At 62.4% G+C, this 12515-nt stretch carries 11 protein-coding genes; 6 read left to right on the plus strand and 5 right to left on the minus strand.

Annotation, left to right across the window (positions count from 1 at the left end; genetic code table 11):
• Positions 1–15: 15 nt before the first annotated feature.
• Positions 16–2076, plus strand: coding sequence for a CocE/NonD family hydrolase (locus D8M36_RS01630; protein ID WP_126846194.1), 2061 nt, complete (start codon positions 16–18; stop codon positions 2074–2076).
• A gap of 68 nt (positions 2077–2144) precedes the next feature.
• Here D8M36_RS01630 and D8M36_RS01635 read toward each other — a convergent pair whose 3' ends face one another.
• Positions 2145–2498, minus strand: a complete 354-nt coding sequence (locus D8M36_RS01635; protein WP_161970180.1) for a sigma factor-like helix-turn-helix DNA-binding protein — start codon at positions 2496–2498, stop codon at positions 2145–2147.
• A 140-nt stretch (positions 2499–2638) separates the two neighbouring features.
• Here D8M36_RS01635 and D8M36_RS10045 point away from each other — a divergent pair, with 140 nt between their 5' ends.
• A complete protein-coding gene (locus D8M36_RS10045) occupies positions 2639–2803 on the plus strand; it encodes a hypothetical protein (RefSeq protein ID WP_153246494.1) in 165 nt (54 codons plus the stop codon).
• Positions 2800–3651 (plus strand): SDR family NAD(P)-dependent oxidoreductase, encoded by an 852-nt coding sequence (locus tag D8M36_RS01640; protein WP_126846198.1) that lies wholly within the window; start codon positions 2800–2802, stop codon positions 3649–3651. The genes D8M36_RS10045 and D8M36_RS01640 overlap by 4 nt, the downstream gene beginning before the upstream one ends.
• A gap of 59 nt (positions 3652–3710) precedes the next feature.
• On the opposite strand, the gene D8M36_RS01645 is transcribed toward D8M36_RS01640, so the two are convergent.
• Together D8M36_RS01645 and D8M36_RS01650 are read right to left on the minus strand one after the other, a co-directional pair.
• Positions 3711–4307, minus strand: coding sequence for a cation transporter (locus D8M36_RS01645; RefSeq protein ID WP_238638342.1), 597 nt, complete (start codon positions 4305–4307; stop codon positions 3711–3713).
• The gene (locus D8M36_RS01650) at positions 4304–4735 is read right to left on the minus strand and encodes a pyrimidine dimer DNA glycosylase/endonuclease V (RefSeq protein ID WP_126846201.1); all 432 of its coding nucleotides are present in this window, start codon (positions 4733–4735) and stop codon (positions 4304–4306) included. Before D8M36_RS01650 ends, D8M36_RS01645 begins: the two co-directional genes overlap by 4 nt.
• A gap of 135 nt (positions 4736–4870) precedes the next feature.
• Between D8M36_RS01650 and D8M36_RS01655 the strand changes: the two genes are divergently transcribed.
• From D8M36_RS01655 to pepT, 3 genes are all read left to right on the plus strand, one after another.
• Positions 4871–5569 (plus strand): hypothetical protein, encoded by a 699-nt coding sequence (locus D8M36_RS01655; RefSeq protein ID WP_126846203.1) that lies wholly within the window; start codon positions 4871–4873, stop codon positions 5567–5569.
• Between the two features lie 62 nt (positions 5570–5631).
• Complete coding sequence (locus D8M36_RS01660; RefSeq protein ID WP_126846205.1) at positions 5632–6279, plus strand: hypothetical protein; 648 nt, start codon at positions 5632–5634, stop codon at positions 6277–6279.
• A 26-nt stretch (positions 6280–6305) separates the two neighbouring features.
• Positions 6306–7559 carry a peptidase T gene (pepT, locus tag D8M36_RS01665; protein ID WP_126846207.1) on the plus strand — a complete coding sequence of 418 codons (1254 nt, stop codon included), beginning with the start codon at positions 6306–6308 and terminating at the stop codon, positions 7557–7559.
• 80 nt (positions 7560–7639) lie between these two features.
• On the opposite strand, the gene D8M36_RS01670 is transcribed toward pepT, so the two are convergent.
• Together D8M36_RS01670 and D8M36_RS01675 are read right to left on the minus strand one after the other, a co-directional pair.
• Positions 7640–10288 carry an esterase-like activity of phytase family protein gene (locus D8M36_RS01670; RefSeq protein WP_126846209.1) on the minus strand — a complete coding sequence of 883 codons (2649 nt, stop codon included), beginning with the start codon at positions 10286–10288 and terminating at the stop codon, positions 7640–7642.
• A gap of 191 nt (positions 10289–10479) precedes the next feature.
• Positions 10480–12507 (minus strand): alpha/beta hydrolase family protein, encoded by a 2028-nt coding sequence (locus tag D8M36_RS01675; protein ID WP_126846211.1) that lies wholly within the window; start codon positions 12505–12507, stop codon positions 10480–10482.
• Between the last annotated feature and the right edge of the window lie 8 nt (positions 12508–12515).

The following is a 12515-nucleotide window of genomic DNA, read 5'->3' on the forward strand; positions in this document are numbered from 1 at the left end:
GAGAACACCGCTTTCATGAAGTACATCGATGATTTCCCCTATGACGTGAAGATTGTGGAGGATTGGATTCCTCTTTCGGACGGCACGAAGCTGTGGATGAAAGCGTTCATGCCCGTCACCGATGAGAAGATCCCCGCTCTCCTCGAATACTTGCCCTACCGCGCAGGTGACTGGACTGCGCCACGCGACCACGAGCGTCACCCCTACTACGCGGGCCACGGCTACGCCTCGATCCGCGTGGACATTCGCGGCCACGGCAACTCCGATGGCGTGCCCGGCGACGAATACGACGAGCAGGAACTGAGCGACGGCGAAGAAGTGCTCGCGTGGATCGCCGAACAGGAGTGGTGCACGGGCGACGTTGGCATGTTCGGTATCTCGTGGGGCGGCTTCAATTCGCTCCAGCTCGCCGCGCGTAAACCCCCGCAGCTCAAAGCGATCGTGACCACGTGCTCGACGGACGACCGCTACGACAATGACGTGCACTACCTCGGCGGCTCGATGCTGGCCGTGGACATGCACGCGTGGGCGGCGACGATGCTCGCGTTCGAGTCACGCCCGTCTGATCCGCGCGTGGTGGGCGAGCGCTGGAAGAACCAGTGGCTCGATCGCCTAAACAAGATGGAACCGTACATCGACGAGTGGATGCGCCACCAGACTCGCGATGAGTACTGGAAGCACGGTTCCGCGTGCGAGGACTACGACAACATCGACGCGGCAGTGTTCGCCGTGGGCGGGTGGTTCGATCCGTACCGCGACACGGTTCTTCGCCTGTGCGAGAACCTTACGTCGCGCGGTAAGAGCGTTAAGGGTCTCATTGGCCCGTGGTCGCACCAGTACCCGGATCGCGATTTGCGCCCCGGCCCCCACATCGACTTCCTCGGGGAGACGCTCCGCTTTTGGGATCTGCACCTCAAGGGAAAGAACACGGGCTTCGACGACGAGCCGCTCCTTCGCGCGTGGATGCTCGATTCGATGCGTCCGAGTTCGGTCTATGACGAAGTGGGCGGCACGTGGGTTGCCGAAGAGTCGTGGGACACTGATGAGCGCCCCAAGGAGCGTTTCACTTTCGCCTCGGCGAACGCACTCCCGGCTGCAGAGCGTTCGGGCAGCGAGATCCGCGTCAAGAGTCCGCAGGATACGGGCATGAGCGCGGGCCGCTACTTCCCCTTCGGCAACGCGGGCGATCTGCCCACCGATCAGCGCGTTGATGATGCGAAGAGTGCCTGCTTCGACTTCGTTCTCGAAGGCGACGTGGCGATCCTCGGCAATGCGTCACTTCGCTTGCGCGTCAAGTCGGCGCATCCGAAGGGGCAGGCCTACGTTCGCCTGACCGACGTTGCCCCAGATGGCTCCTCCACTCTTGTCACGCGCGGGAACATGAACTTCTCCGCTCGCGAGGGACGCGACAAAGCCGTTGAGATGCCCACTGATCAATGGGTGGATCTCGACATTCCCCTCACGGGAATCGGCTACGTACTGCCGAAGGGCCATACGCTTCGCGTGGCTGTGTCGAGTGCCTACTGGCCGTGGGTGTGGCCGCAGCCGGGGGCCGACGGTTTCTCACTCGATATCGAGAAGAGCTTCCTTGAGGTTCCCGTGCGCGAGATTCCTGCCGAGGATTCACAGGCGGCGTCGCGCGATGCCGCCGTCGGATTCGGCGAAGCCGTTCAGCCCACTCCCCTCGACGTGAAGTACCCGGAGTCCGGGAAGGCCGGCGCGAGTAGGCCCGAGCGGCTCGTGCAGCAGGATGTGGTGAAGCGCGAGACGATGCTCCAGGTCGATCCCGCGTACGGTGGCACTCGTGTGTACCCCGATGGTTTGCACTACGACGAGGATACGGTCGAACGCTACTGGATCACGTGGGACGATCCTCTTTCGGCACGCACCGAGGCCGTGTGGAACGTCGGTCTCAGGCGCCCGGACCTCGATTGGGACGTGTCCCTGACCGCGACGACGCGCATCACGTGCTCGGCAGACTCGTTCACGACCGAGTCGATCGTTGAATGCCGCGATTCGGGCGAGATTGTGTTTGAGAAGCGGTGGAGCGAGGAGATCCCGAGGATCGCTTCATAACCAGCTGTCTTCTCCCCACAAGCGGCGTCACCTCGCGAAGGTGGCGCCGCTTTTGCATGCCCGCGTGATTAACCGCTTAGTTGCGAGACGCGTTGCCGTGAGATTCCGAGGATCGCGCCTACATCCTCTTGACTGAGGCCGTCTGCGCGCATTTTCCGAATGATTGAACGGCGAATTTCCGAGGCCATCTTTGCGGCGGCTTCGGCTTCGGCGCTGGCCTGGTCAGCGCCACGCTTCGCGTCGTCATATTCGGTCGTCACGCGGAGCGCCTCCCCCTCGTGGCCGGCATCACCGAGTGCACGTTCAGCGAGGGCTGTGATCTCGGCAAATGTTCGGGTGCGGATCCGGATCTTCTCGCCGTCAACGGTAAGCGTCGCGTCCCATTCGCGCCCGTTCCGCTCGGCTTTGACTTCGATCGCCATGCGTTCCTCCTTCTCCACTCCCAAGTATGCCACCCGCCCTTGCGTTGAGACCGCAAGAATATCTAGCAACTTTGGGCGTGAAGGGCCAACGGCGTCCCGGTAGAGTGGAGGCATCACCGTCACTCACAAAGGAGGCGCACATGACCCCGCCGAAGTACGCGCAGGCATACCCGAGCGCGACTGATCCGCAAAACATCTCGGCCGCGAACTCTCGCGTCGAAGCACGCATCGCGGGCAAAGGCGCCATCACTCCCCCGCAGTTCGCCACCCTCCTGCAGGCCTGGCGACTCGAGAAGCTCGCATGAGAGGCGGGCAGATCATGCAGAACACCCTTTCGCCCAAGGGCCTGCGGGGCAAGGTCGCGTTTGTGACGGGAGCATCTGGTGCGCTCGGTTCCGACACCGCCCGAGCACTCAGCGCTCGTGGCGTTCGGCTTGCCCTTCTCGGCCGCAACACCGAGAAACTCGAGGCGCTCGCCCGCGAACTCGGAGGACCCGAAAAGGCTCTCGCGATCGAGATGAACGTGCGCAACCTCGCCTCGGTCGAAGCCGCCGCGAAGAATGCCGCCGAGCATTTCGGTGGCATCGATATTGTCGTGGCAGGGGCAGGCATGGTGACGACCGAACTTGTCGAGAACTACTCGGCAACGGGTTTCGTGGACGACATTGATACGAATCTCAACGGTGTGTGGCGCACCGTCAAGGCCACGCTTCCCTACGTGCGCGAGTCGAAGGGCCACATCTGCATCATTGCCTCGCTTGCCTCCTTCATTCACATGCCGGAAATGTCCGCATACTCAGCGTCGAAGGCCGGCGTTCTCGCGCTCGCGAATTCGCTCAGGCTTGAGCTCGATGGGAGCTCAGTCACCGTCGGAACCATTCACCCCTCGTTCTTCGAGTCCGCGCTTGGCAATGCACTCACGACCTCACCGCTTCTCAACCGCGCAAGCGGGAACTTCGGCGGGCTCTTCACACCGATCAAACGCGAGGACGTCGTAGCCGCGATCGCCAAAAACATCGAGCGGCGCTCACGTGTCGCCGTACTCCCACGCGCCTTCTCGGCACTCGCACTCGTGCCTGGCCTCGGCCAGCGCGTGATCGAACCGTACCTCACGCACAATCTTCGAAAGACGGCTCAGAAACTCTCGCATTAGCGGTCGATTCCCCAGCTCTCAAGGCCCTGATCGGCCATTCCGCGCCCCCGAGGAGCACCCTAAGCTTCCAGCTCCGGCTCCTCCGCTCGGGCCTGCTCGAACACCTCTTTTGCCGCACCAAGATTGACGAGCCCGATGACGATGCCGACCGCGACATCGGGGAGAACCGAATGCCACACGAGAGTCACGAGCCCCGCGGCGATGATGAGCACGTTCGCAAGCACGTCGTTGCGGGCAGCGAGCCATGCGCCACGAACGAGAGCACTGTGGCCCGTGCGCAGGCTTACGAGGAGCACTGCGCAGCAGGCGTTAATCACGAGCGCGGCGAGGGCCGTTCCCGAGAGCGCAAACGGCTCCGGCGGCAGTCCCGTGAGGAGCTTGTGAATCGCCATCGCAAACGCGGCCCCCGCGGGGATCAAAATGAGTCCGGCAAGCGCGTAAGACGCTTTGCGTCTACTGCTGAGCGACCACGAGAGAGCAAGCAGCACGAGCGAGTTGATGAGGAAATCCTCGAGGAAGTCCGCAGCATCGGCAAGCAGGGAGGCGGAGCCAATCGCGAAGGCGAGTATCGCCTCGCCGAGGCAGCCAGCGAGGTTGAGGAGCGCGACGATCAGTATTATTCGCCGCGCACGAGTGTCAAGTTCCGGGGCGTTCACGCCCTCTCCCATGATTCGAGATCTCCCTCTTGCACCCGAAAAAGCGGGTGCGATTCAAGCGGACTCCCCTCGGGTGGAAGTCCTTGCCACTGTGGGGCACGTTCGCGCACTTTGCGTCGCAAGTGCTCAGCTTCGTACGCGAGTTGACCGGTCGTCACCGAGAGGGCGCCATCGAGGTGGCCCGGCACGTGAATTTTCGAATGATTGAACATGTAGCCGCGACTGTCCGCTTCGAGCGCGATTCCCGTGAGGAACGCCCCGATGCTGGCCTCGGGGCTTTCGCTTTCACGGAAGCGCTCGAGCTGGGGGTGCTTCGTGTATCCCGTCGTGAGGCCCGCAAGCACCTTCTGCGCAAGAAGAGCCTCACGCCAGCAGGCCACGAGTGCCATTCGGTCGAGGTAGCGCGGGTGGAGCGACCAGAGTCGCATCGAGAACAGCCTTTCCGAGGGAAGAAGAAGAGGAAAAAGTGGGTTCCTCTAGAGTATCGGCCCTCACACACGTACAGTAAGACGCGGACGACTGTTATATGGCTCCGCACGCGGCGCCGCATCGAAGGAGAGCCGATGTCTTCACCCTACGATCCCCGGGAACATCAAAGCGCCCCGCAACCGCCGCAAGGGTCGGTACCACCGATGCCGCCCGTGCAGAAAAAGTCCTCCGGGGGAAAAATCGTCATGTGGTCGTGTATCGCACTCGCGATCATCGCCCTCGCGCTCGTCGCTTTCGGTGTCGCCGGCTTCTTCCTGTGGAAAAACGCCGGGCAGACCCCCTCACAGCCGGACCCTTCGCCGCACGACGGCACCACGACCTCAGCGCCGGAAAGCGGCGCGGCGACCACCCCGCCAGCAGATGAGGAGACCACTCCTCCCGCTGACGGCCCTGCCGCACCCGGGACTGCGAACGATGTTCCGCAGGACCCTGACCAACTGCAGGCCGATTTCTACGCTTCGCTCCCCCCGCAGATCGAGAAATGGTCCACGAAAGACGTATCCGGCTCGGTCATCTACTCCGACGGGGACGGTGGCCGGATCAGCTTCCTGCTCGTCGACCCCAATGGCACCCCCGATGACCCAACAGGCGGACGCGAAGACGAGGTCGTTTTTGAGCGCGGCTCGTGCGGCAAAAACCGCAACAATCCCGAGCACGTGACGTGCACGATCTACCCCAAGAAGTTCGACACCGCGATGTTCACCATGACGTCGAAATACTCGAATGTCGAGGAAATGCAACGCATCGCGACCGCCGTCATCGATATGCCGTAGGTTCCCCTCCCGTCCCTCAGCCTCGCGTACAGCGCAGTACGGTTCACGAAAGCGAGAAGAATATGTCAGTTCCTCCCGCAGCAAATCAAGGCGCGCAGAAAAACACGAGCCCGCTGCTGCGGATCTTCGGCATCGGGTGCGCCTGCCTCGCAGTCATCATCGCGCTTATCGTGGTCGTGGTGGGCGTGCCCGTCGTTGGAGTCATCATTAACCAACCGCGAGCCACGTCGAGCCCAGATCCCGCCCCCGCCACGAGCTCGACGGTAAGCGAGCAGCCGTCGGACCCGGACCCCGCGGTCGCCGGCCCCAACGCCCCGGCGGTCCCGGTGCCCACCCCGGGGCGCGCCACGCAAACTTCCAGTGACCCCCTTGATGATGTCCTCAATAACCGCCTCCCTGACGCCATCGGCGACTGGCAGCTAGCGCACGTCGGAACGCGACCCGTGTACGTCCGTGCCGAGCAGAGAATCAACATTTTGGACATCACCAACACCGACAGTGTTGGTAAGGCAACGGCTGACAATCCCGCCTTGGGCCTCCAAGGTGAGAAGGTTTTCGACCGTGGTGTGTGCGCGCCGCATCCCGATGGCCGCGGAGGCTTCATGTGCTGGGTATGGCCCAAGGACCTCCCCGACACAGTGTTGACAGTGCAGTCTCGCCACGCGTCGATGGACGACATGATTAAGGTCGCCGAGGCCGTCCGAGGCTGACCCCGACTCGTACGAAAGAACCGCCGATGACAGCAAAATCAATCCAAGATGCCCTCGCCGAGCGTTTCCTGCGTTACTCGGCGATTTCGAGCCAGTCCGATGCGTCTTCGACAACCGTTCCCACAAGTGTGGGGCAGTGGGAGCTTGCGCGTTTGCTCAAGAGCGAACTCGAGGAGGCAGGGGCCGCAGCGATTCACCTCAGCGACACGTGTGTACTCACCGCCAAGATCCCCTCGAACCTTCCCGGGGAGGCCGCAGCACCCGCGATCGGTTTTTGTACCCACCTCGATACGGTCGACGTAAACCTCTCCCCTGAGGTGAAGGCTCGCGTGATCGAGTACAGCGGCGGGGACGTGTGCCTCAATGAAGCTAGCGGAGTGTGGTTGCGCGAGAGAGAGCACCCCGAAATCAGCCGCTACGCGGGTGAGCGGATCCTCGTCACCGACGGCACGAGCGTGCTTGGTGCCGACGACAAGGCGGGCGTCACGTCCGTCATGGAGGCGGTTGTGCGCCTGCTTCAGGATCCGACGGTTCCCCACGGCGACGTGTACCTCAGTTTCGTTCCGGATGAAGAGATCGGGTTGAGGGGTGTGCGCACGATGGACCTTGCGCGCTTCCCCGTCCAGTACGCGTTCACTCTTGACTCGTGCGAGCTCGGCGAGGTCGTCGAGTCCACCTTCAACGCGGCGAGTGCCACGATCGACATCGTCGGTGTTTCCGCGCACCCCATGAATTCAAAAGGAAACATGGTGAACCCGATCCTCATTGCGCACGACATCATCGCGCAATTCGATCGGGAGGAGACTCCGGAGTGCACTGAAGGCCGCGAGTCCTACATTTGGGTGAACGAGATCGAAGGCAATCAGACGACGGCGCGCGTGGGTATTTCGGTGCGCGACCATGATCTCGCAGGTTATGAGGAAAAGAAACAGCGCATTCGCGATATTGCCGCGGGTGTGCTCGAGGCGAATCCGCGTGCGAAGGTCACGGTCGAGATCGAAGACGTGTACGGCAATATCGAGGATGCGAAAACTGAGGAGAACGCGGTTGCGACCGACAACATCGTGAAGGCCATGGCGGACCTTGGCATCGAGCCGATCAACCTTTCGATGCGCGGTGGCACGGATGGTTCGTGGCTTTCGCGCGAGGGTATTTTCACGCCGAACTTCTTCACGGGCGCGCATAATTTCCACTCGGTGTTCGAGTTTTTGCCGCTTAATGCTTTTGAGAAGAGCTTCGAGATGGTGAACACGCTCATTCGCCAGGCGGCTCAGCAGTAGAGTCCGCGTGCACCGCGCAAAAAGGGCCGGCGGCCTCCCGTGGGAGATCGCCGGCCCCTCGTATTGGCGAGAGCCGCCGATTAATGTTTGCGAGCGGAGCGTGCAACGAGTGTGCCGCCCACGCCGAGCAGCACGAGAGCTCCGAGAGCGGTCACGAGGTAGGCGCTACCGTCGACGCCTGTACGCGGAAGCGAGACGTGGGTCTTCGGCTTTTCCGGCCTTGTCAGGCGGATGGGCTGATCAGCCTTCGACGGTGCCTTCGCTGGCGCTTCGACCGAGTTCGACGGTCCGTCGGCGGGAGCGGGGGCAGGCTTCTCGGGTGCCTCACCCGCGCCTTCGCCCGTTTCGCCTTCGGCGGGATCGGGAGGGAGAGCTTCCGACGGTTGCTCGCCTTCATCGGAGGCGACGTCGAAAGCATCACCGACTTTGCCGAGGCGGAGGAATACCGTCTCGCCGGTCGCGTCGTCGAGCCCGTCGTTATCGGTGACGGCATACATCGAGCCGTCCTTCGCGACAGTGAAACCTTCGAGTTTTTCCTGGGTCCAGCCGTTGGTGGCACGAAGCTTCGGGAGGACGTCAAGAACCTTGCCCTTACCAAGCGCGATCGGCGCGCCGTTCGCCGCAGCCACCTCGTCTTCGCTTGGAAGCGCTACCTGCACAAGCTGCTTCACCTTGGCATCGGGGCCGTTGAGCTTGTCGCGCTCGATGAGCACGAGCGTGTTGTCGACGATCGTGAGTTCGGAAAGGCCCATCCAGTCGCCCTTCGCATCGGTCGCGGTGAGCTCGACCGTGTACCAGTTCCATTCCTTTGTCGTGGTGTTGTAGCGGCCGATGCGTGCGACGTTGCCTTCGGCCTCCTCGAGCGGCTTGACGCTCGGGTCCTTCCACAGCGGACGCTGGATGGCAACGAAGACCTCTTCCTCGCCCTTCTCATTGACGCGGGCGTCGATCCCCTCAAGCCCCCACTTGCCGATGTGTGCGGAAACGTCCTCGGGAAGAGCGATCTCTTCTTGGATGTTGAGGTCGGCATCGGTGCGCACGAGGCGGTTTTTGTCGCCCGTCTTGCCTTCGGAGGCAAGCCAGAAGCCGCCGTCTTCGCGCTGAGTGAGGCCTTCGATGTCAATTCCTTCGGCGTGAGCACCGTCGCGCTTGACCGCGCGACGCTCGGTGATGAGAGCCGGGGTGGCCGAAGCGTCGATCGTGTAGACGTAGGCAACGTCAAGAGCCGAATCGGAAGCGGCGTAAAGCGTGGTGGCGTCGGACTTGCTCCCCGCGAGTGAACCGAGCGCCGTCCACGGAACCGCATGGCCGTCTGCTTGCGTTGCAGAGACAATGCTCGGCTGGGCGGTTTCGGAGGCATCGGCACCGAGTTGGTACAGATTCACGGCGCTGCGCACGCGAGCGGAGGCGTCATCGGTCTCGCTCGAGACGGCGAGAAGGTTCCGCCCGGGAATCGGCAGAATCCCCTCTGGTCCGTTGGTCGTGAACAGGAGCTGCTCGAAGGTGGGGTTGGACGGGTCGTTCACGTTGTAGACCGCGACGAAGTTGGAGCGCTCCGAGGCGACGAAGGCGTAGCGGACACCGTCGATCTCAGCGACGGCGAGCCCTTCAATTTCGGGGCCTTTCTTGCCGGCGCGCTTCTCGTTATGGAGGCCGTACGCGTTGGCGAGTTCTTCGATCGAGTTTCCGGCGTCCCAGATCACTTCACCATCGGTGGCGAAGATGGTCCAGCCGCGCGAACCGCCCTTCCAGTCGCCTTCGTTCGCGGTCGCGACGTGTTCATCATCGACCCATGCGATCGCGTCAGGTTCGCGCGGGATTCCATTGAGCGATTCGGTCGGCAGAATGTCGCCATCCTTGCTCGCATCAATGCCGTCGATGTTTGCCCAACCAGCGGTGAAGACGCTCGTGATCTCGTTCGTGTTGAGATCGATGATCGCAACGCCGTTGTTCTCCTGGAGCGTGACGGCGAGCTCGTTCTTCGAATTGATCGACACGTACTCGGGCTCGAGGTCCTCCGGGGTGTCAAGGCCCGCGTTCTTCACGATGTCGAGAACGTTGCCCTCGTCATCGGTAAAGTTCACCGGAACCGCGCTCCAGGTTGAAGGATCGCCCTCAAGCTTGATGGTCTGCACGAAGCCCGTAGGCATTTGCGGCAAACCGCCCTCGACGTCCTTGCGCTCTTCATCGCGCTGGTTTTCGATCGCGATTGCGGCAATCGAGCCATCCTTGTTGATAGCGATCGAGTCAGGCTGGCCCTTGAGGTCGAGCGAGGCGACCTTTTCTCGTGTGCTGACCTTGAGAACGTCGACGCGTCCCTTCGGATGCTCAAAGTCGCCGCCGGTCTCATCGATCACGACAAGCACATAGTCTCCAGCAACAGCAACCGAGGTGGGCTGGTCATCGGCGTGTCCGAGCTCGGCGAGGGATACGCTGCCCGCACCCTTGGGGCGATGGGGGTCGGAGATGTCGAGGAACCCGATGCGCTTGCCCGCGGCATCGGTGTAGATGAGGGTGTTGCCGTCCTCGCTGACGGTCGAGATCTCGGCGACGGTTTCGTCGGCGGGGTCAACACCCTCGGGGGCGTTCATATATACCGGGTAAGTCGCGGTACGGGCGAAGGGGCTTTCGATGTTCTCGTCGCCATCGGCGAGCGCGGGGACAGCGAGGCCAAGACCAAGCGAGCACACGAGCGCGCTTGCAGCAAAGATAGAGGAGGTACGCTTCACGTCGTTGCTTTCTAAGAGATTCAGGATTGTTCTCGCGCGCCGGGAAAGTTCACGCACGCCTCCATCATTCTCCTTCCCGGTGAACGCTCGGTTACGTGACGGGGAGAGTTGGCTGAATCGCTTCACTTTGAGCAGGAAAAACGCGGCCCGACGGCACCTTGGCACCCTCGAGCCGCGTTTCGGAAAGGGTGTTAACCGAGTAATTCGGGGTAGTCGGTCTCCACGCCCTTGACGTGACGATCCACGAACGCGAGAACCGTCGAGTACCAGGTGAAGGCGTTGTTCGGCGTGAGCACCCAGTGGTTCTCGTTCGGGAAGTAGAGGAAGCGATGCGGGTTTTCCTCGGGGCTCTTCCCGCTTGCGCTGAGCAGCTCGAACCATAGGCGGATCCCTTCACCGATAGGGACGCGGTAGTCCTTATCGCCGTGGATCACGAGCATGGGCGCGACGATCTCCCCCACTGCATCGGCGGGGTTGTATTCGGCCACATGAGTATCATCGAGGTGGGCGCCCCAGTGCTGGCCCGCATCGGTCGTGTGGCGGAACTGGTCGATGTTCCACAGGGACGCATGCGTGACGATGCAGTCGAAGAAGTCTCCCGTATGGCCGGCGACCCAGTTCGCCATGTAGCCACCGTAGGAGCCGCCCAGAGCGGCTTTCTTGCTTTCGTCAATCTCGGGGCGTTCAAGCGCGGCTTTGGTGGCGCGCATGATGTCGTCGAACGGGCTCCCACCAAGCTGGTCCCAACCGCGGTCGATCATGCCTTGGCCGTAGCCGGTCGAGATGGCGGGGTCAGGAAGGAGCACCGCGTAGCCGCGCGCGACGGCGGTCCACGGGTTCCAGCGCCAACTCCAGCTGTTCCACGATCCGAAGGGGCCACCGTGAATCCACAAAAGAAGCGGCGCAGGGGTTGTTTCACTCGCGTTTTTCGGCACGCACAGCCACGAGCGCACGCGCGTGCCGTCTTCTGCCTCGATGCTGAACTCGGTGAGGTCGCCCGGAACCTCCGGGGCCTCAAGCGCGGCATCGATGCGGCTCACCTCGCGCGTGTCGGGATCGAGGCGCACGGGAAGAGGCGGCTGGTCGATCGCATCCTGAAGCGCCACAAGGGTTCCGCTTCGCTCATCAAGGGCGAGGTGGGAGTAGTGGAACTTCCCTTCGGTGAGAAGCTCAACGGTTCCCTTCTCAACTTGGAGTTTGAAGATTCCACCGCGACCCTCGTGATCGGCCGTGAAGTAAAGACTCTTTCCGCACGGCGTGATCGCGGCATCTCCGATCCAGTCAGAGAAGTTCGTCGCCGTAGCTGTGCGCTCGCCGGTTTCACAGTTGTAGATCGAGTACTCGAGCTTCAGCGGCACAGTGCGGCTCACAGCCGCCTCCCGGGAAAGGAGGAGGTAGTCTCCCGCCGAGCTGACCGCCTCGAGCATGTGGTGAACGCCCTCCTCTTCGGCAAGAGTCGTCACCTCTCCCGATTCGACGTCGACCTTGATCACGATGGAAAAAGCGTCAGTGCCGCGCACCGTGCGCGTGAGGGTCGCGTACACCGAGGAACCGTCGGAACTAATCTGGGCACCCGAGACCCGCTCGTACGGGGCAAAGTGGGTGAGCTGGCGAAGCTCGAGTTGGGCATCGTCGTCTTCGGCATCGAGCGGCTCGGCCACGAAGATTTGGCTCACGGTGGGGCCAAGATCATGATCCCACGCGCGCACGGGATAGCCGGTGTGGAGGATGCCCGTGAATTTCTTGTCTTCGCGCTCCTTCGCGATGCGAGCGTCGTCCTCGGCGTCCTTTGCGTGAGGATGCACACCGCTCACGAGCGCGATGTGGCCACTTTCGCGGGCGATGCTGAGGCCGCCAAAGCCCGAGTGGCGCTTCGCGACGACGCGGGCCTCTCCCCCGCCATTCGGAAGAAGAAAGAGGCGCTGTTCACTGTCGTCATCGCCCGTCTCGCGCTTCGCGGTGAAAAGGATGTCGCCCTCATTGGTGATTCCTGCGAGGGCCTCCCCTTCGAGGCCGCGCGTGAGGCGGCGTGGCTTAGCGGTACTCCCCTCGCCGTTCGGGAGTTCCCACAGGGCACTCACGTACGCGTTTTTCTTGTTGTTCAGTTCGCTTCGCACGGCGATCAGCCGATCGCCTCCGGGCGAAAGCGCGAGGCCCGTCAGTCGCGGCTCTGCGACGAATGCTGTGAGGTCATGAAAAATCGAGATGTGTTTCGTCATGGCACAAC

The sequence above is a fragment of the Dermabacter sp. HSID17554 genome (assembly GCF_003989295.1).
GTDB classification, from domain to species: domain Bacteria; phylum Actinomycetota; class Actinomycetes; order Actinomycetales; family Dermabacteraceae; genus Dermabacter; species Dermabacter vaginalis.

Bases quoted from the DNA above. Each gene is read 5' to 3' on its own strand.
- D8M36_RS01660 (WP_126846205.1), top strand. From the start codon at position 5,632: ATGTCAGTTCCTCCCGCAGCAAATCAAGGCGCGCAGAAAAACACGAGC.
- D8M36_RS01630 (WP_126846194.1), top strand. From the start codon at position 16: ATGAAGTACATCGATGATTTCCCCTATGACGTGAAGATTGTGGAGGAT.
- D8M36_RS01675 (WP_126846211.1), bottom strand. From the start codon at position 12,507: ATGACGAAACACATCTCGATTTTTCATGACCTCACAGCATTCGTCGCA.
- D8M36_RS01650 (WP_126846201.1), bottom strand. From the start codon at position 4,735: ATGCGACTCTGGTCGCTCCACCCGCGCTACCTCGACCGAATGGCACTC.
- D8M36_RS01635 (WP_161970180.1), bottom strand. From the start codon at position 2,498: ATGGCGATCGAAGTCAAAGCCGAGCGGAACGGGCGCGAATGGGACGCG.
- D8M36_RS01640 (WP_126846198.1), top strand. From the start codon at position 2,800: ATGAGAGGCGGGCAGATCATGCAGAACACCCTTTCGCCCAAGGGCCTG.
- pepT (WP_126846207.1), top strand. From the start codon at position 6,306: ATGACAGCAAAATCAATCCAAGATGCCCTCGCCGAGCGTTTCCTGCGT.
- D8M36_RS01655 (WP_126846203.1), top strand. From the start codon at position 4,871: ATGTCTTCACCCTACGATCCCCGGGAACATCAAAGCGCCCCGCAACCG.
- D8M36_RS10045 (WP_153246494.1), top strand. From the start codon at position 2,639: ATGACCCCGCCGAAGTACGCGCAGGCATACCCGAGCGCGACTGATCCG.